The organism is Ramlibacter tataouinensis, assembly GCF_001580455.1.
Classification (GTDB): Bacteria; Pseudomonadota; Gammaproteobacteria; order Burkholderiales; family Burkholderiaceae_C; genus Ramlibacter; species Ramlibacter tataouinensis_B.
Window position 1 is genome coordinate 1,830,179 of sequence record NZ_CP010951.1, and the last position, 15,273, is coordinate 1,845,451.

General features: G+C 66.5%; 18 protein-coding genes. 1 reads left to right on the forward strand and 17 read right to left on the reverse strand.

Features of this window, described 5'->3' with window-relative positions:
* From rpsC to rplC, 7 genes are read right to left on the reverse strand one after another with little or no spacing between them, the layout of a single operon-like run.
* A complete protein-coding gene (gene rpsC / locus UC35_RS08845) occupies positions 1-921 on the reverse strand; it encodes a 30S ribosomal protein S3 (RefSeq protein WP_061498174.1) in 921 nt (306 codons plus the stop codon).
* Positions 922-934: 13 nt separating this feature from the next.
* A complete protein-coding gene (gene rplV / locus UC35_RS08850; RefSeq protein WP_061498177.1) occupies positions 935-1,264 on the reverse strand; it encodes a 50S ribosomal protein L22 in 330 nt (109 codons plus the stop codon).
* Positions 1,265-1,273: 9 nt separating this feature from the next.
* Positions 1,274-1,552 carry a 30S ribosomal protein S19 gene (gene rpsS, locus UC35_RS08855; RefSeq protein ID WP_013899633.1) on the reverse strand — a complete coding sequence of 93 codons (279 nt, stop codon included), beginning with the start codon at positions 1,550-1,552 and terminating at the stop codon, positions 1,274-1,276.
* A gap of 15 nt (positions 1,553-1,567) precedes the next feature.
* Complete coding sequence (rplB, locus tag UC35_RS08860; protein ID WP_061498179.1) at positions 1,568-2,392, reverse strand: 50S ribosomal protein L2; 825 nt, start codon at positions 2,390-2,392, stop codon at positions 1,568-1,570.
* A gap of 2 nt (positions 2,393-2,394) precedes the next feature.
* Positions 2,395-2,730: a 50S ribosomal protein L23 gene (gene rplW / locus UC35_RS08865; RefSeq protein WP_061498181.1), complete on the reverse strand. Its 336-nt coding sequence runs from the start codon at positions 2,728-2,730 to the stop codon at positions 2,395-2,397.
* Positions 2,727-3,347: a 50S ribosomal protein L4 gene (gene rplD, locus UC35_RS08870; protein ID WP_061498184.1), complete on the reverse strand. Its 621-nt coding sequence runs from the start codon at positions 3,345-3,347 to the stop codon at positions 2,727-2,729. The genes rplW and rplD overlap by 4 nt, the downstream gene beginning before the upstream one ends.
* The gene (gene rplC / locus UC35_RS08875; RefSeq protein ID WP_061498186.1) at positions 3,347-4,021 is read right to left on the reverse strand and encodes a 50S ribosomal protein L3; all 675 of its coding nucleotides are present in this window, start codon (positions 4,019-4,021) and stop codon (positions 3,347-3,349) included. The genes rplD and rplC overlap by 1 nt, the downstream gene beginning before the upstream one ends.
* A gap of 235 nt (positions 4,022-4,256) precedes the next feature.
* Here rplC and UC35_RS08880 point away from each other — a divergent pair, with 235 nt between their 5' ends.
* Positions 4,257-6,257: a M3 family metallopeptidase gene (locus UC35_RS08880; protein ID WP_227820507.1), complete on the forward strand. Its 2,001-nt coding sequence runs from the start codon at positions 4,257-4,259 to the stop codon at positions 6,255-6,257.
* A gap of 62 nt (positions 6,258-6,319) precedes the next feature.
* Here UC35_RS08880 and rpsJ read toward each other — a convergent pair whose 3' ends face one another.
* The 10 genes from rpsJ to UC35_RS08930 all read right to left on the reverse strand — a co-directional run bounded on the left by rpsJ (position 6,320) and on the right by UC35_RS08930 (position 14,986).
* Positions 6,320-6,634, reverse strand: a complete 315-nt coding sequence (rpsJ, locus tag UC35_RS08885; protein WP_027102403.1) for a 30S ribosomal protein S10 — start codon at positions 6,632-6,634, stop codon at positions 6,320-6,322.
* 2 nt (positions 6,635-6,636) lie between these two features.
* Positions 6,637-7,827 (reverse strand): elongation factor Tu, encoded by a 1,191-nt coding sequence (gene tuf / locus UC35_RS08890; protein WP_061498189.1) that lies wholly within the window; start codon positions 7,825-7,827, stop codon positions 6,637-6,639.
* A gap of 150 nt (positions 7,828-7,977) precedes the next feature.
* On the reverse strand, positions 7,978-10,080 hold the full coding sequence (gene fusA, locus UC35_RS08895) for an elongation factor G (protein WP_061498192.1): 2,103 nt from the start codon (positions 10,078-10,080) through the stop codon (positions 7,978-7,980).
* A gap of 73 nt (positions 10,081-10,153) precedes the next feature.
* Positions 10,154-10,627, reverse strand: a complete 474-nt coding sequence (rpsG, locus tag UC35_RS08900) for a 30S ribosomal protein S7 (protein WP_061498195.1) — start codon at positions 10,625-10,627, stop codon at positions 10,154-10,156.
* A gap of 144 nt (positions 10,628-10,771) precedes the next feature.
* Entirely contained in the window at positions 10,772-11,149 is a 378-nt protein-coding gene (gene rpsL / locus UC35_RS08905; protein ID WP_061498198.1) for a 30S ribosomal protein S12, read from the reverse strand.
* A 119-nt stretch (positions 11,150-11,268) separates the two neighbouring features.
* The gene (locus tag UC35_RS08910; RefSeq protein WP_061498201.1) at positions 11,269-12,426 is read right to left on the reverse strand and encodes a D-alanyl-D-alanine carboxypeptidase family protein; all 1,158 of its coding nucleotides are present in this window, start codon (positions 12,424-12,426) and stop codon (positions 11,269-11,271) included.
* Between the two features lie 20 nt (positions 12,427-12,446).
* Positions 12,447-13,076: an alpha/beta hydrolase gene (locus UC35_RS08915; protein WP_061498205.1), complete on the reverse strand. Its 630-nt coding sequence runs from the start codon at positions 13,074-13,076 to the stop codon at positions 12,447-12,449.
* Positions 13,073-13,417 carry a (2Fe-2S) ferredoxin domain-containing protein gene (locus UC35_RS08920; RefSeq protein ID WP_061498208.1) on the reverse strand — a complete coding sequence of 115 codons (345 nt, stop codon included), beginning with the start codon at positions 13,415-13,417 and terminating at the stop codon, positions 13,073-13,075. The genes UC35_RS08915 and UC35_RS08920 overlap by 4 nt, the downstream gene beginning before the upstream one ends.
* Positions 13,414-14,553, reverse strand: a complete 1,140-nt coding sequence (locus UC35_RS08925; protein WP_061498211.1) for a VanZ family protein — start codon at positions 14,551-14,553, stop codon at positions 13,414-13,416. Before UC35_RS08925 ends, UC35_RS08920 begins: the two co-directional genes overlap by 4 nt.
* Positions 14,554-14,563: 10 nt before the next feature.
* The gene (locus tag UC35_RS08930; protein ID WP_061503754.1) at positions 14,564-14,986 is read right to left on the reverse strand and encodes a CopD family protein; all 423 of its coding nucleotides are present in this window, start codon (positions 14,984-14,986) and stop codon (positions 14,564-14,566) included.
* Between the last annotated feature and the right edge of the window lie 287 nt (positions 14,987-15,273).

The window sequence follows — 15,273 nt, forward strand, 5'->3', positions numbered from 1 at the left end:
TTACTCTCCTTTACCGTCGGCAGGGCTGGCTGCCGGCGCGGCTTTGCGGACGCGCTTAACGGTAGTTTTCGGTGCGTCAGCACCTGGGGTTGCTTCGGCGGGCTTGTCGCTGCCGTCGGCGGGCGCGGCACTGGTCGTGCCACCCGCACCGGCGGTACGCGGACCGCGCGACGGGCCGCGACGATCGCCGCCGGGGCCGCCGCGGCGGTCGCCGTCACGGCGCGGACCACGCGGACCACGGCGCTCTTCGCCTTCGGGGCGCGGCGTCGAGTCCAGCGAGGGAGCGTCGCGCATGCCCAGCGTGTCGCCCTTGTAGACCCACACCTTGACGCCGATCACGCCATAGGTGGTCTTGGCTTCGGAGAAGCCATAGTCGATGTCGGCGCGCAGCGTGTGCAGCGGCACTCGGCCTTCGCGGTACCACTCGGTGCGCGCGATTTCGATGCCGTTCAGGCGGCCGGCGGACATGATCTTGATGCCCTGGGCGCCCAGGCGCATCGCGTTCTGCATGGCGCGCTTCATCGCGCGGCGGAACATGATGCGCTTTTCAAGCTGCTGGGTGATCGAGTCGGCGATCAGCTGGGCATCGACTTCGGGCTTGCGCACTTCCTCGATGTTGACCGCGACCGGCACGCCCAGGCGCTTGGCGAGTTCCTTCTTCAGGTTCTCGATGTCCTCGCCCTTCTTGCCGATCACCACGCCCGGACGGGCCGAGAAGATGGTGATGCGGGCGTTCTTGGCGGGGCGCTCGATCAGCACGCGGCTGACGGCGGCGTTCTTCAGCTTGGTCTTGAGGTAGTCGCGAACCTTGATGTCCTCGGCGAGCATGCCGGCGAAATCACGGTTGTTGGCATACCAACGGCTCGCCCAGTTGCGGCTGACCGCGAGGCGAAAACCGGTCGGATGGATTTTCTGTCCCATGTCTTTCCTTGCCTCAGTTGCCGACCGTCACGTACACATGGCACGTGGGCTTGCTGATACGGTTGCCGCGGCCCTTGGCGCGCGCGGTGAAGCGCTTGAGCGTGGCGCCCTGCTCGACGTAGATGGTCTTGACCTTCAGTTCGTCGATGTCGGCGCCGTCGTTGTGCTCGGCGTTCGCAATGGCGGACTCCAGCACCTTCTTGACGATCAGGGCGGCCTTCTTCTGCGTGAACTCGAGGATGTTCAGCGCCTGATCCACTTTCTTGCCGCGGATGAGGTCGGCGACCAGACGGCCCTTGTCGACCGAAAGGCGCACACCGCGGAGGACTGCACGTGTTTCCATGTCTGATCCTTACTTCTTCTGGACTTTCTTGTCCGCGGGGTGGCCCTTGAAGGTGCGCGTCAGGGCGAATTCGCCCAGCTTGTGGCCCACCATCTGGTCGGTGATGTAGACCGGCACGTGCTGCTTGCCGTTGTGCACGGCGATCGTCAGCCCGATGAACTCGGGCAGGATCATGGAGCGGCGCGACCAGGTCTTGATCGGCTTCTTGTCCTTGGTCGTCACGGCCTTGTCGGCCTTGGCCACCAGGTGGTGGTCGACGAAGGGACCTTTCTTGAGGGAGCGAGTCATCTCTTAAATCCCTTCTTACTTCTTGCGGCGCGAGACGATGAAGGTCTGCGTGCGCTTGTTGTTGCGGGTACGGTAGCCCTTGGTCAGGTTGCCCCACGGGTCCACCGGATGACGGCCTTCGCCGGTCTTGCCCTCGCCGCCACCGTGCGGGTGGTCGACGGGGTTCATCACCACGCCGCGCACCGTCGGGCGAATGCCCATCCAGCGCTTGACGCCGGCCTTGCCGAGCTGGCGCAGGCTGTGCTCTTCGTTGGCGACTTCACCGATGGTGGCGCGGCACTCGATGTGGATCTTGCGCACTTCGCCCGAGCGCATGCGGACCTGGGCGTAGGTGCCTTCGCGCGCCAGCAGCGTCGCGGAGGTGCCTGCCGAACGCGCGATCTGCGCGCCCTTGCCGGGCTTGAGCTCGATGCAGTGGATCGTGGAGCCGACCGGGATGTTGCGCACCGGCAGGGTATTGCCGGCGCGGATCGGCGCCTCGGCGCCGGACATCAGCGAAGCGCCGACTTCCAGGCCGCGCGGGGCGATGATGTAGCGGCGCTCGCCGTCGGCGTAGCACACCAGGGCGATGTGCGCCGTGCGGTTCGGGTCGTACTCGATGCGCTCGACCTTGGCCGCGATGCCATCCTTGTTACGGCGGAAGTCCACCACGCGGTAGTGGTGCTTGTGGCCGCCGCCCTTGTGGCGGGTGGTCACATGGCCGTTGTTGTTGCGGCCGGACTTCTGGAACTGCGGCTCCAGCAGGGGTGCGTAGCCTTCGCCCTTGTGCAGGTGGTCACGCGAGATCTTCACCATGCCGCGCTGGCCTGGCGAAGTCGGTTTCATCTTGATGACAGCCATGATTACGCAGCCTCCCCGGACAGGTTCAGCTCTTGACCTTCCTTCAGCGTCACGTAGGCCTTGCGAACGTTGTCGCGGCGGCCCACCGAGCGGCCGAAGCGCTTGGTCTTGCCCTTGGTGTTGACGACGGAAACGCCGGTCACTTCGACCTTGAACATCAGTTCGACGGCCGCCTTGATCTCGGGCTTGGTGGCATCTTGCAGCACCTTGAAGGTGACGGCATTGGTCTTGTCGGCGACGTGCGTGGCCTTCTCGGACACGATCGGCGCGACCAGGACCTGCATCAGCCGGCCTTCTTCGAACTGGCGCTGCGCGGGAGTCGGGTTGATGCGGCTCATGCGAACATCTCCTTGAGCTGGTCGATGGCGGCCTTGGTGACCAGCACCTTCTTGTAGTGCACCAGCGACAGCGGGTCGGCGTAACGCGGCTCGACCACGAGCACGTTTACCAGGTTGCGCGAGGCGAGGTACAGGTTCTCGTCGACCTTGTCGGCGATCACGAGCACCGAGTCCAGGTTCATGGCCTTGAACCGGGCGGCCAGCTGCTTGGTCTTGGGCGAGTCGACCTTGATCGAGTCGACCACGGCCAGGCGGCCTTCGCGGGCGAGCTGGGAGAAGATGGACGCCATGCCGGCGCGGTACATCTTCTTGTTGATCTTCTGGGTGAAGTTCTCGTCCGGGCTGTTCGGGAAGATGCGGCCGCCCCCGCGCCACAGCGGCGAGGAGGTCATACCGGCGCGGGCGCGGCCCGTGCCCTTCTGCTTGAACGGCTTCTTGGTCGAGTGCTTGACCTGCTCGCGGTCCTTCTGGGCGCGGGTGCCTTGACGGGCATTGGCCTGGAAGGCGACGACGATCTGGTGCACCAGGTCTTCGTTGTATTCACGGCCGAACACGGTCTCGGGCGCGTCGATCTTGGACGCGGCCTGGCCCTGTTCGTTCAGGAGTTCGAGTTGCATTACTTCGCTCCCTTCTTGACCGGGGTCTTGATGGCCGGACGCACGGTCACGAAGCCACCCTTGGCGCCGGGCACCGCGCCCTTGACCAGCAGCAGCTGGCGGGCTTCGTCGATGCGGATCACGTCCAGGTTCTGGGTGGTGACGGTCTCGTCGCCCATGTGGCCGGTCATGCGCTTGCCCGGGAACACGCGGCCCGGGTCCTGCGCCATGCCGATCGAGCCGGGCACGTTGTGCGAACGGCTGTTACCGTGCGAGGCGCGCTGCGAAGCCATGTTGTGACGCTTGATCGTGCCGGCGTAGCCCTTGCCGATCGAGGTGCCCTGCACGTCCACCTTCTGGCCGACGGCGAAGATCTCGCCCGCGGGCACGGTGGCGCCGGCGGCGTACTTCGCAGCCGTATCGGCCGTCACGCGGAATTCCTTGATGATTTCACCGGACTCGACGCCCGCCTTGGCGAGGTGGCCGGCTTGCGGCTTGGTCACGCGCGATGCCCTGCGTGCGCCGAACGTGACCTGCAGGGACACGTAGCCGTCGTTCTCCTGGGTCTTGACCTGGGTGACGCGGTTGCCCGACACGTCCAGCACCGTGACAGGAACGGCGTCCCCGTCATCGGTGAAAAGGCGCATCATGCCCACCTTGCGGCCCAGCAACCCCATTGAGGTGCTCAGACTCATTTTTTACTCCGTTGCTTCCGCCGCAGCCGCTGCAATTGGCTTCTGCGTTTGACGTTTCCCCTAGGGAAAACGGCGAAAGAAGGTTGATAAATTCGACCCGCCGACTGCAGATGACTGCAAATCCTGCGGGCGCTGCTCTCTCCGCCCATTTCGGGCGAAGCTAGTGATTATAACCCGCGCCGGCCCAACGTGCACATGCGGCCGGCGCGGCCCAGAAGAACGTCCCGGAGACCCCTTGCGCCTTTCCACCCTTTTGCTCGCCCTGGCCGCTGCCGGGGTCCATGGCGCCGCGGCCGCCCAGCCCGTGGGCGCGTCCTCCCGGCTGGCGGTGACCCCGGCCGAGTTCCTGTCCAACTGCCGCGCCAGCATCGCGGCCGCCCGGGCCCAGGTCGCCGCCCTGCAGGCCGCGGCGCCGCGCGGCGATGCCGCCCTGCAGGCCTACGACAGCGCACAGAAAACCCTGGGTGGTGCCGGCGCGGCCGCCTCCCTGGCCAGGGAAGTCCATCCGGACAAGGCCATGCGCGAAGCCGGCGAAACCTGCATCCAGGAGGTGTCCTCGGCGTCGACCGAGCAGTCGCTGGATCGCAGCACCTTCGATATGCTGGCCGCGATCGACCCCTCGGGGCTGGACTCGGCATCGCGCTATTACCTGGAGCGTACCTTGCAACGCTTCCGCCTCGCGGGCGTGGACCGCGACGAGGCGACGCGGTCCCGGGTCAGGCAGCTCAACGACGAGCTGGTCAGGATCAGCCAGACCTTCAATCGCAACATCCGCGACAGCGTGCTCACGCTGGAGCTCGATCCGGCCGAGCTCGAGGGCTTGCCCGCCGATTTCGTCGGTGCCCACCCGCCGAAGTCGAACGGCAAGGTGCAGCTCACCACGGACCCTCCCGACTACGGGCCGTTCATGTCGTATGCGAAGAGCGCCGAGGCGCGGGAAGCCTTCTGGAAGCTCTACCGGCAGCGGGCGCATCCGGCCAACCTGGCCACGCTCGATGCCCTGCTGGCCAGGCGCCACGAGCTGGCCACCGTGCTCGGCCATGCGCATTGGGCCGACTACGTGACGGCCGACAAGATGATCGGCAGCGCCAGCCAAGCCGCCGGCTTCATCGACCGGATCGCCGCGGCGGCCGCCCGCCGCGCCGACCGCGACTACGCTGCCCTGCTGGCGCGCAAGCGCAAGGACGAGGCCGGCGCCACCCAGGTCCTGCCCTGGGACGCCGGCTACCTGGCCGACCGCATCAAGGCCGAGAGCTACGGCGTCGAATCGCGGCAGGTGCGTCCTTACTTCCAGTACGACAAGGTCAAGGCGGCGGTGCTGGACATCACCGGCCGCCTGTTCAGCATCCGCTATGAGCGGCTCGCCGGCGCGAAGCTGTGGCACCCAGATGTCGAGGCCTACGACGTGTACGAAGGCGACAAGCGCCTGGGCCGCATCTACCTGGACATGTTCCCGCGGGCCAACAAGTACAAGCACTTCGCGCATTTCCGCCTGGCCACCGGCCAGCGTGGCGTGTCGCTGCCCGAAAGCGTGCTGGTCTGCAACTTCCGCCGGCCCGGCGCGAATGACCCGGGCCTGCTGGAATACGGCGAGGTGCGCACCTTCTTCCACGAGTTCGGCCACCTCGTGCATGCGGTGCTGGGCGGCCAGACGCGCTGGGCCGGCATCTCCGGCGTGGCAACCGAGCGCGACTTCGTCGAGGCGCCCTCGCAGATGCTGGAGGAGTGGATGCGCGACCCCAGGACGCTGCAGTCCTTCGCCGTCCACTACCAGACGAAGCAAGCGATTCCGACGGAGCTGGTCGAGCGGCTGCGCAAGGCCGACGAGTTCGGCAAGGGCCTGCAGGTGCGCGGCCAGATGTCGCTGGCGGCCGTCAGCCTGGGCCTGCACAACCGCGACCCGAAAGGGCTGGACACGACCGCCTTCGTCGCCCAGACCCAGGAGAAATACACGCCGTACCGGCACGTGCCGGGCACCTACTTCCACGAGGCGTTCGGTCACCTGGACGGCTATTCGGCGATCTACTACACCTACATGTGGTCGCTGGTGATCGCCAAGGACATGTTCAGCGCCTTCAGTGCCCAGGGCGACATCATGAATCCCGAAGTCGCCGCGCGCTACCGTCGCACCGTGCTCGAGCCCGGCGGGTCGAAGCCGGCGGCGCAGCTGGTGCAGGACTTCCTGGGCCGCCCCTATGGCTTCCAAGCGTACGAGCGCTGGCTGAACGCGGACTGAGCCCGCCGGACCAAAAAAAAGCGCCGCGGATGCGGCGCTTTTTGCTTGGGCGGGCTGCCCGTTTACTGCAGCTTGATTTCCACGTCGACGCCGGCCGGCAGGTCGAGCTTCATCAGCGCGTCCACGGTCTTGTCGGTGGGATCGACGATGTCCATCAGGCGCTGGTGCGTGCGGATCTCGAACTGGTCGCGCGAGGACTTGTTCACGTGCGGCGAGCGCAGGATGTCGAAGCGCTTCATGCGCGTCGGCAGGGGCACGGGACCCTTGACGATGGCGCCGGTGCGCTTGGCGGTGTCGACGATCTCGGCCGCCGACTGGTCGATCAGCTTGTAGTCGAACGCTTTGAGGCGGATGCGGATTTTCTGTTGCGTGGCCATGTTTACTCCATGATCTTGGCCACGACGCCGGCGCCGACGGTCTTGCCGCCTTCACGGATGGCGAAGCGCAGGCCTTCTTCCATGGCGATCGGGGCGATCAGCTTCACGGTGATCGTCACGTTGTCGCCGGGCATGACCATTTCCTTGTCCTTGGGCAGCTCGATCGCACCGGTCACGTCGGTGGTGCGGAAGTAGAACTGCGGACGATAGTTGTTGAAGAACGGCGTGTGGCGGCCGCCCTCGTCCTTGCTCAGCACGTACACCTCGGCGGTGAAGTGCGTGTGCGGCTTGATCGAGCCGGGCTTGGCCAGCACCTGGCCGCGCTCGACTTCTTCGCGCTTGGTGCCGCGCAGCAGGATGCCGACGTTGTCGCCGGCCTGGCCCTGGTCCAGCAGCTTGCGGAACATTTCCACGCCGGTGCAGGTGGTCTTGACGGTGGGCTTGATGCCCACGATCTCGATTTCCTCGCCGACCTTGACCACGCCGCGCTCCACGCGACCCGTCACCACGGTGCCGCGGCCGGAGATGGAGAACACGTCTTCCACCGGCATCAGGAAGGCGCCGTCGATGGCGCGCTCGGGCGTGGGGATGTAGCTGTCCAGCGCGTCGGCCAGCTTCATGATGGCCTGCTCGCCCAGCTCGCCCTTGTCGCCTTCCATGGCCAGCTTGGCCGAGCCGTGGATGATCGGGGTGTCGTCGCCGGGGAACTCGTACTTGGACAGCAGCTCGCGCACTTCCATCTCGACGAGCTCGAGCAGCTCGGCGTCATCGACCATGTCGCACTTGTTCAGGAACACGATGATGTAGGGCACGCCCACCTGGCGGGCCAGCAGGATGTGCTCGCGCGTTTGCGGCATCGGGCCGTCGGCGGCCGACACCACCAGCACTGCGCCGTCCATCTGGGCGGCGCCGGTGATCATGTTCTTGACGTAGTCGGCGTGGCCGGGGCAGTCCACGTGCGCGTAGTGGCGGTTGGCCGTCTCGTACTCGACGTGGGCGGTGTTGATGGTGATGCCGCGCGCCTTTTCTTCGGGAGCCGCGTCGATCTGGTCATAGGCCTTGGCTTCGCCGCCGAACTTGGTCGACAGCACCGTGGTGATGGCCGCCGTCAGCGTGGTCTTGCCATGGTCCACGTGGCCGATCGTGCCGACGTTGACGTGCGGCTTGGTCCGCTCGAACTTACCCTTTGCCATGAGAAATCTCCAAAATTAAAGAGCAATGCCCGTGTGTTGGTTTTACGTCTGCATCGCATCACTCGTTCCCTCGCCACGGGCAGCGCGGGGTGTGTGACCACAGACATCAAGGACGAGGCCGCGGAAGCGGCCCCGTTCTCACCTTGTTGTTTACTTCGTGCGGGCAGCGACGATCGCTTCGGCCACGTTGCGCGGGGCCTCGGCGTAGTGCTTGAACTCCATCGTGTACGTGGCGCGGCCTTGCGACATCGAACGCAGCGTGGTGGAGTAGCCGAACATCTCGGACAGCGGCACTTCCGCCTTGATGATCTTGCCGCCACCGGGCATGTCGTCCATGCCCTGCACCATGCCGCGGCGGGACGACAGGTCGCCCATCACGTTGCCGGCGTAGTCCTCGGGCGTCTCCACTTCCACGGCCATCATCGGCTCGAGGATGACGGGGCTGGCCTTCCTGGCGGCTTCCTTGAAGCCGAAGATGGCGGCCATCTTGAAGGCCTGTTCGGACGAGTCCACGTCGTGGTACGAACCGAAGGTCAGCGTGACCTTCACGTCGACCACGGGGTAGCCGGCCAGCACGCCGGTGTTCAGCGCCTCGACGACGCCCTTCTCCACCGCCGGGATGTACTCGCGCGGCACCACGCCGCCCTTGATGGCGTCGACGAACTCGAAGCCCTTGCCGGCTTCCTGCGGCTCCAGCGAGAACACCACGTGGCCGTACTGGCCCTTGCCGCCCGACTGGCGGACGAACTTGCCCTCGACGTCGGTGACCTGCTTGCGCACGGTCTCGCGGTACGCCACCTGCGGCTTGCCCACGTTGGCTTCCACGCCGAACTCGCGCTTCATGCGGTCGACGATGATTTCCAGGTGCAGCTCGCCCATGCCGGCGATGATGGTCTGGCCCGACTCTTCGTCCGTCTTGACGCGGAACGACGGGTCTTCGGCGGCCAGGCGCGACAGCGCGATGCCCATCTTTTCCTGGTCGGCCTTGGTCTTGGGCTCCACGGCCTGCGCGATCACGGGCTCGGGGAACACCATGCGCTCGAGCGTCACGATGGAGTCGGGATCGCACAGCGTCTCGCCGGTGGTGACGTCCTTCAAGCCGACGCAGGCGGCGATGTCGCCGGCGCGGATCTCTTCGATCTCCTGGCGGTTGTTGGCGTGCATCTGGACGATACGGCCGATGCGTTCCTTCTTGCCGCGCACCGGGTTGTAGACGCTGTCACCCTTGGACAGCACGCCCGAGTACACACGCACGAAGGTCAGCTGGCCGACGAAGGGGTCGGTCATCAGCTTGAACGCGAGCGCCGAGAACTTCTCGTTGTCGTCGGCCTTGCGGGTGACGGTCTGCTCGTCTTCGTCCGTGCCGGCCACCGGGGGGATGTCCACCGGCGAGGGCAGGAAGTCGATCACGGCGTCGAGCATGCGCTGCACGCCCTTGTTCTTGAAGGCGGTGCCGCACAGCATCGGCTGGATTTCGGTGGCGATCGTGCGGGTGCGCAGGCCCAGCTTGATCTCGGCTTCCGCCAGGTCACCTTCTTCCAGGTACTTGTTCATCAGCTCTTCGCTGGCCTCGGCAGCGGCCTCGACCATCTTCTCGCGCCATTCCTGGGCGGTGTCCGCCAGGTCGGCCGGGATGTCCTTGAACTCGAACTTCATGCCCTGGGAGGCTTCGTCCCAGATGATGGCCTTCATCTTGAGCAGGTCGACCACGCCCTTGAAGCCGTCCTCGGCACCGATCGGGATCACGATCGGGATCGGGTTGGCCTTCAGGCGGGCGCGCATCTGCTCGTACACCTTGAAGAAGTTGGCGCCGGTGCGGTCCATCTTGTTGACGAACGCGAGACGCGGCACCTTGTACTTGTTGGCCTGGCGCCAGACGGTTTCCGACTGGGGCTGCACGCCGCCCACGGCGCAGTACACCATGCAGGCGCCGTCCAGCACGCGCATGGAACGCTCCACCTCGATGGTGAAGTCCACGTGGCCGGGGGTGTCGATGATGTTGAAGCGGTGCTCCGGATAGGACATGTCCATGCCCTTCCAGAAGCAGGTCGTCGCGGCCGACGTGATGGTGATGCCGCGCTCTTGCTCCTGCTCCATCCAGTCCATCGTGGCGGCGCCGTCGTGCACTTCGCCGATCTTGTGGTTCACACCGGTGTAGAACAGGATGCGCTCGGTGGTCGTGGTCTTGCCAGCGTCGATGTGGGCCGAGATACCGATGTTGCGGTAGCGCTCGATGGGCGTTTTGCGGGCCATGATGATCTTTTCCTTGAATGGGCACAGGCCCGCTCGTGGCGGGCCCGAACCTGCTTGCGTTACGGACTGGTGCTTAGAAGCGGAAGTGCGAGAAGGCCTTGTTCGCCTCGGCCATGCGGTGCACTTCGTCCCGCTTCTTCATCGCGCCGCCACGGCCTTCCGTGGCTTCCATCAGTTCGTTGGCCAGGCGCATGGCCATCGACTTCTCGCCGCGCTTCTTGGCGGCTTCCTTGAGCCAGCGCATGGACAGCGCCAGGCGACGAACCGGGCGCACTTCCACGGGCACCTGGTAGTTCGCGCCGCCGACGCGGCGGGACTTCACTTCGACCATCGGCTTGACGTTGTTGATGGCGATGGTGAAGGCTTCCAGCGGGTCCTTGCCCGGGTTCTTCTTCTCGATCTGCTCGAGCGCGCCATACACGATGCGCTCGGCGATCGCCTTCTTGCCGCCTTGCATGATGACGTTCATGAACTTGGCGAGCTCGACATTGCCGTACTTGGGATCCGGCAGAATTTCACGCTTAGGGACTTCGCGACGACGTGGCATTTTTCACCTCTTCAATTGCTTCAGCTGGCTGCCCTCTCGGGCGCCGTGGGAGCCATCCGGCTTCCCGCTTACTCGACCCACCTCGGGTCACTACGCCGACTCAGCCTGCCAGGGCCGAACCAGCACCGAAAACTCAAACGAACCTTAGGTCTTCTTCGGGCGCTTGGCGCCGTACTTGGAGCGGGACTGCTTGCGATCCTTCACGCCTTGCAGGTCCAGCGAACCGCGCACGATGTGGTAACGCACACCGGGCAGGTCCTTGACACGGCCGCCGCGCACGAGCACCACCGAGTGCTCCTGCAGGTTGTGGCCTTCGCCGCCGATGTAGGAAATGACCTCGAAACCGTTGGTCAGGCGCACCTTGGCGACCTTACGCAGGGCCGAGTTCGGCTTCTTCGGCGTCGTGGTGTACACGCGCGTGCACACGCCGCGGCGCTGCGGGCTGTTCTGCATCGCGGGGGACTTGGATTTGGTCTTTTCGACCTCCCGCCCTTGACGCACGAGTTGGTTGATGGTTGGCATTGAAACGTCCCTAAACGTCTTTTAAAAAAGAAAAGCACTCCCGCCCCAAAACGCGGGAAAGCCCTCTAGTATATCCCGGCCGGCAAGAATCTGCCAGATGCGCGCGGCCGGCCCGCGGCTTACTTGATCCAGAGGCGCACGGCGTCCCAGGCGCGGCCGAAGATGCTGGCCTGCTCCACGCCGTCCAGCGCCACCAGCGGCAGTTCGAGCAGTTGTTGCTCGCCCGCAGTGACCTTGAGCGTGCCCACCTGCTGGCCCTTGGTCAGCGGGGCGATCAGCGGATCGGGGCGTGCAACCTGGGTCTTGACGCGCGAGGCGGTGCCGGCCGGCACGGCCACCACCACCGGCAGGGTCCGGCCGAGCTTGGCGGTCTTCTGCGCGCCCTTCCAGACTTCCGGGGTCGCCACCGCCTGGTTGGCGTCGAACAGCTTGATGCCCTCGTAGGCGGTGTAGCCCCAGTTCAGGAGCTTCTGCGCCTCGTTGGCGCGCGCGGTTTCGCTGGACGCACCGAGCACGACCGCCAGCAGGCGGCGGCTTCCCAGGTTCGGGAAATCGCGCTTGGCGGTGGCAACCAGGCAATAGCCGGCCGCCTCGGTGTGGCCGGTCTTGAGCCCGTCAACCGTCGGATCGCGGAACAGCAGCATGTTCCGGTTGGTGTCATTGGCCGTCGGCGTGCCCTGGTAGCGGTACTTCTTGATCTGGTAGAAGTCCACGTAGTCGGGGAAGTCCTGCATCAGGCGCGTGGCGATCACGCTCAGGTCGCGCGCGGTCGTGGTGTGGCCGGGGGCCGTCAGCCCCTCGGGGTTCTTGAAGCTGGTGGCCTTCAGGCCCATGGACTTGGCCTGCTGGTTCATCAGCTCGACGAAACGTTCGGCGGTGCCGCCCACGCCCTCGGCCAGGGCCATGGTGGCGTCGTTGCCGGACTGCACGATCATGCCCTTGATCAGGTCCTCCACCGGCACCTGCATGCTCGGGTCGATGAACATGCGCGAGCCGGGCATCTTCCAGGCGCGCACGCTCACCGGCAGCGTCTGTTTCAGGTCGATCTTCTTGGCGCGCAGCGCGTCGAACACGACGTAGGCCGTCATCAGCTTGGTCAGCGAGGCGGGCTCGACCGGGGCGTCGATGTCGCGTCCGGCCAGGACCTGGTTGGCGGTGACGTCCACCACCATGAAGCTGCGCGCAGCGACTTCCGGCGGCTGCGGCACCTGGGCGGATGCGATCAGGCAAAAGAAGGCGAGCAGCGGCGCGGCAAGCACCTGCAACAGTCTTTTCATGCGGGGGGGCTAGGGGAAATTCAGGAGCGGAGATGGCGAGCCACGAGGCTCTTCAGCAGCGGCAATTGTCCGTGAAAGAAATGGCCGCCTCCCGGCACAACCGTAACCGGGAGTTGCTGCGGCCGCGCCCAGTCCATCACGGCCGCCAGCGGCACCGTGTCGTCCTGCTCGCCATGTACGACCAGGGTACGCTCCAGCGCTTCGGCCGGCAGCGCGGGAACGCCGAAACGCGAGGCGGCCGTGCCGACCAGGACGATCTGGTCCGCCGGCCGCTGCGGCCACAGGCGGGCGACGCAGGCGGCCGCGACAAACGCCCCGAAGGAAAAGCCGGCCAGTGCCAGCGCGCCCTGGGGCGCCTCCGATTCGATGATGCGCAGCATGTCCTCGAGCTCGCCACGCCCCTCGTCGTGCTCGCCCTGCGAGGCCCCGACGCCGCGGAAATTGAAGCGCAGCGAGCGCCAGCCCGATTGCACGAAGGCGCGCGCCAGCGTCTGCACCACCTTGTTTTCCATGGTGCCGCCAAAAAGCGGGTGCGGGTGCGCGATGACGGCCGTGCCCCGAACGGCAGCGCCCTCGCCCGGCTCGTCGCGCAGCAGCTCCAGGGCGCCCGCTGGCCCGGCGAGCTGGTAGCGACGCGTCCGAAGATTCATCGCCCGAGATGCGGCGGCGTCAGCAAGCGCTCGACGACGCGCCCGTTCTTCAGGTGCGACTCGACGATTTCGTCGATGTCGTGCTCGTCCACATAGCTGTACCAGACGGCCTCGGGGTAGACCACCGCCACCGGCCCGGCCGCGCAGCGGTCCAGACAGCCGGACTTGTTGACGCGCACCTGGCCGGGGCCCGCGAGGCCCTGCGCCTTGACCTGCGCCTTGCAACGCTCGAAGGCCTGTTGCGCGTTGTGCTGCGCGCAGCACGCCTCGCCGTTGGCGCGCTCGTTCAGGCAGAAGAAGATGTGGCGCTTGTAGTAGGAGTTGGAACCCGGATCGCTCATGCGCCGATTTTATTTTCCCGGCCGGCGCTGGACAGGCGAACCAGCACATAGGCCAGCGTCACGTAGGGCCAGAGCCAGCCGAGCCACTGCGCCAGGCCGTGGAAGCGGATGAAGCGGCCCTGCTCCCAGGCCTGCAGGGTGTCGCTGAAGTAGGCGCTGGCCGGCGCCTGGTTCAACAGGGACAGGTGCACCGCCAGCGCGAGCAGGACCAGCGCGGCGCAGCCGCGCGGCGGCACCGGCAGCAGCGCCAGCACCAGCACCAGCAGCAGCGCGAACACGAGCCCCCGCTCGACCGGCACGCTGAGCCAGGCCCAGGCATGGGACGGGCCCCAGCTCAGGGCCGCCGACAGCGCCGTCACCGCCACGCCCAGCGCGATGGCGCCCAGCCCGAAGGCGGCGCGGCGCCCGGACGAGCGGATCACGCTGTAACCCAGCAGGCAGGGCACCAGCAGGCCCAGGACGACGCAGATCAGCTCCATGCCCGGCACCATCGGCTGCAGCTCGATGTCGCGCACCGGCAGCCACTCGAGGAAGGGCGTGTCCGACAGCCACTCGGCCAGCCCGGCCTCGAGGCGCTCGAGCACCTGCCCCAGGCCGAACGGGACGGCCGCGGGAAACAGCAGCGCGAACGGCCACAGCGCCAGCAGCACCAGCGCCCCGCGGGCGTCCTCCAGGAACCAGCGGCCGCGCACCCGGCTCCAGCGGTCGATCACGCCGCCCATCTCCAGCGCGGCCGCCACCAGTGCCCCGCCGAGCGCGCCGGCGACGTTGAGCGCGAAGTCGACGTTGGAGGCCACGCGCGCCGGCAGGTAGCTTTGCACCGCCTCCATCAACAGCGCCAGCAGCGCCGCCGACAGGGTGGCCACGGTCACCGCGGCCAGTTTGCCCGCCGTGGCGACGCGGGCATCGCCGCGCCTCAGGAAACTCAACGCCAACAGGAAACCCAGGGGCACGTACCCTGCCACGTTGGCGGCGATGTCGAACCCGGTCCAGTACTTGGGCCAGGGACTCCACAGGAACGCCCAGGGCGCGATGCCCTGGTCGCGCCAGCCGCTGAACGGGTACAGGCTGGCGTAGATGACCAGCGCGACATAGGCCTGCGACAGCGGCCAGGCGGCAGACTTGCGCGTGGGCATCTCGGCGCCGCTAGAAGGGCTTGACCACGACCAGCACGACGGCCGCCAGCAGCAGCAGCACCGGCGCCTCGTTGAACCAGCGGTACCAGGTGTGGCTGCGCCGCGCCTGGCCCCGCTCGAACTGGCGCAGCAGCCGGGCGCAGGCATGGTGGTAGCCGATCACCAGCAGGACCACGAACAGCTTGGCGTGCAGCCAGCCGCTGCCGCGCCCGATCCCCCAGCCGAGCCAGAGCCACAGGCCGAGCGCCAGCGCCGGCACCGCCAGGATGGTGGTGAAGCGCAGGAGCTTGCGGGCCATCAGCAGCAGCCGGTCGCGCTCGGCCTGCGAGTCCGGGGCGACCAGAGCGAGGTTGACGTAGATGCGCGGCAGGTAAAAGAGGCCCGCGAACCAGCTCGCCACGAAGACGATGTGCAAGGATTTGACCCAGAGCATGGCCCGAGTGTAGGCGGGCCCGCTCAGCTCGCCGACCCGCAGCACGCGACGCCCCGCCCCAAAAAAAAGCCCCGGCCATGCCGGGGCTCAGAAGCCTTTTTGCTGTCACACATTAAGGCACCCGCTCAGGGAGGAAAAGCGGGGGACGGCAAGCCGCCCATCCGTAATTTAGCAAAGCGGGGATTGGCTTTCAAGGCCGGGCGGGCTCCATTTACATCTCGCGCCGGGGGGTCTGGATGCCCATACAAGGGTCCGGCGCGGGTCGGCCCTGCGGGGATCGCGCACAA

Bases quoted from the DNA above. Each gene is read 5' to 3' on its own strand.
- rpsC (WP_061498174.1), bottom strand. From the start codon at position 921: ATGGGACAGAAAATCCATCCGACCGGTTTTCGCCTCGCGGTCAGCCGC.
- rplV (WP_061498177.1), bottom strand. From the start codon at position 1,264: ATGGAAACACGTGCAGTCCTCCGCGGTGTGCGCCTTTCGGTCGACAAG.
- rpsS (WP_013899633.1), bottom strand. From the start codon at position 1,552: ATGACTCGCTCCCTCAAGAAAGGTCCCTTCGTCGACCACCACCTGGTG.
- rplB (WP_061498179.1), bottom strand. From the start codon at position 2,392: ATGGCTGTCATCAAGATGAAACCGACTTCGCCAGGCCAGCGCGGCATG.
- rplW (WP_061498181.1), bottom strand. From the start codon at position 2,730: ATGAGCCGCATCAACCCGACTCCCGCGCAGCGCCAGTTCGAAGAAGGC.
- rplD (WP_061498184.1), bottom strand. From the start codon at position 3,347: ATGCAACTCGAACTCCTGAACGAACAGGGCCAGGCCGCGTCCAAGATC.
- rplC (WP_061498186.1), bottom strand. From the start codon at position 4,021: ATGAGTCTGAGCACCTCAATGGGGTTGCTGGGCCGCAAGGTGGGCATG.
- rpsJ (WP_027102403.1), bottom strand. From the start codon at position 6,634: ATGGCCACGCAACAGAAAATCCGCATCCGCCTCAAAGCGTTCGACTAC.
- tuf (WP_061498189.1), bottom strand. From the start codon at position 7,827: ATGGCAAAGGGTAAGTTCGAGCGGACCAAGCCGCACGTCAACGTCGGC.
- fusA (WP_061498192.1), bottom strand. From the start codon at position 10,080: ATGGCCCGCAAAACGCCCATCGAGCGCTACCGCAACATCGGTATCTCG.
- rpsG (WP_061498195.1), bottom strand. From the start codon at position 10,627: ATGCCACGTCGTCGCGAAGTCCCTAAGCGTGAAATTCTGCCGGATCCC.
- rpsL (WP_061498198.1), bottom strand. From the start codon at position 11,149: ATGCCAACCATCAACCAACTCGTGCGTCAAGGGCGGGAGGTCGAAAAG.
- UC35_RS08910 (WP_061498201.1), bottom strand. From the start codon at position 12,426: ATGAAAAGACTGTTGCAGGTGCTTGCCGCGCCGCTGCTCGCCTTCTTT.
- UC35_RS08915 (WP_061498205.1), bottom strand. From the start codon at position 13,076: ATGAATCTTCGGACGCGTCGCTACCAGCTCGCCGGGCCAGCGGGCGCC.
- UC35_RS08920 (WP_061498208.1), bottom strand. From the start codon at position 13,417: ATGAGCGATCCGGGTTCCAACTCCTACTACAAGCGCCACATCTTCTTC.
- UC35_RS08925 (WP_061498211.1), bottom strand. From the start codon at position 14,553: ATGCCCACGCGCAAGTCTGCCGCCTGGCCGCTGTCGCAGGCCTATGTC.
- UC35_RS08930 (WP_061503754.1), bottom strand. From the start codon at position 14,986: ATGCTCTGGGTCAAATCCTTGCACATCGTCTTCGTGGCGAGCTGGTTC.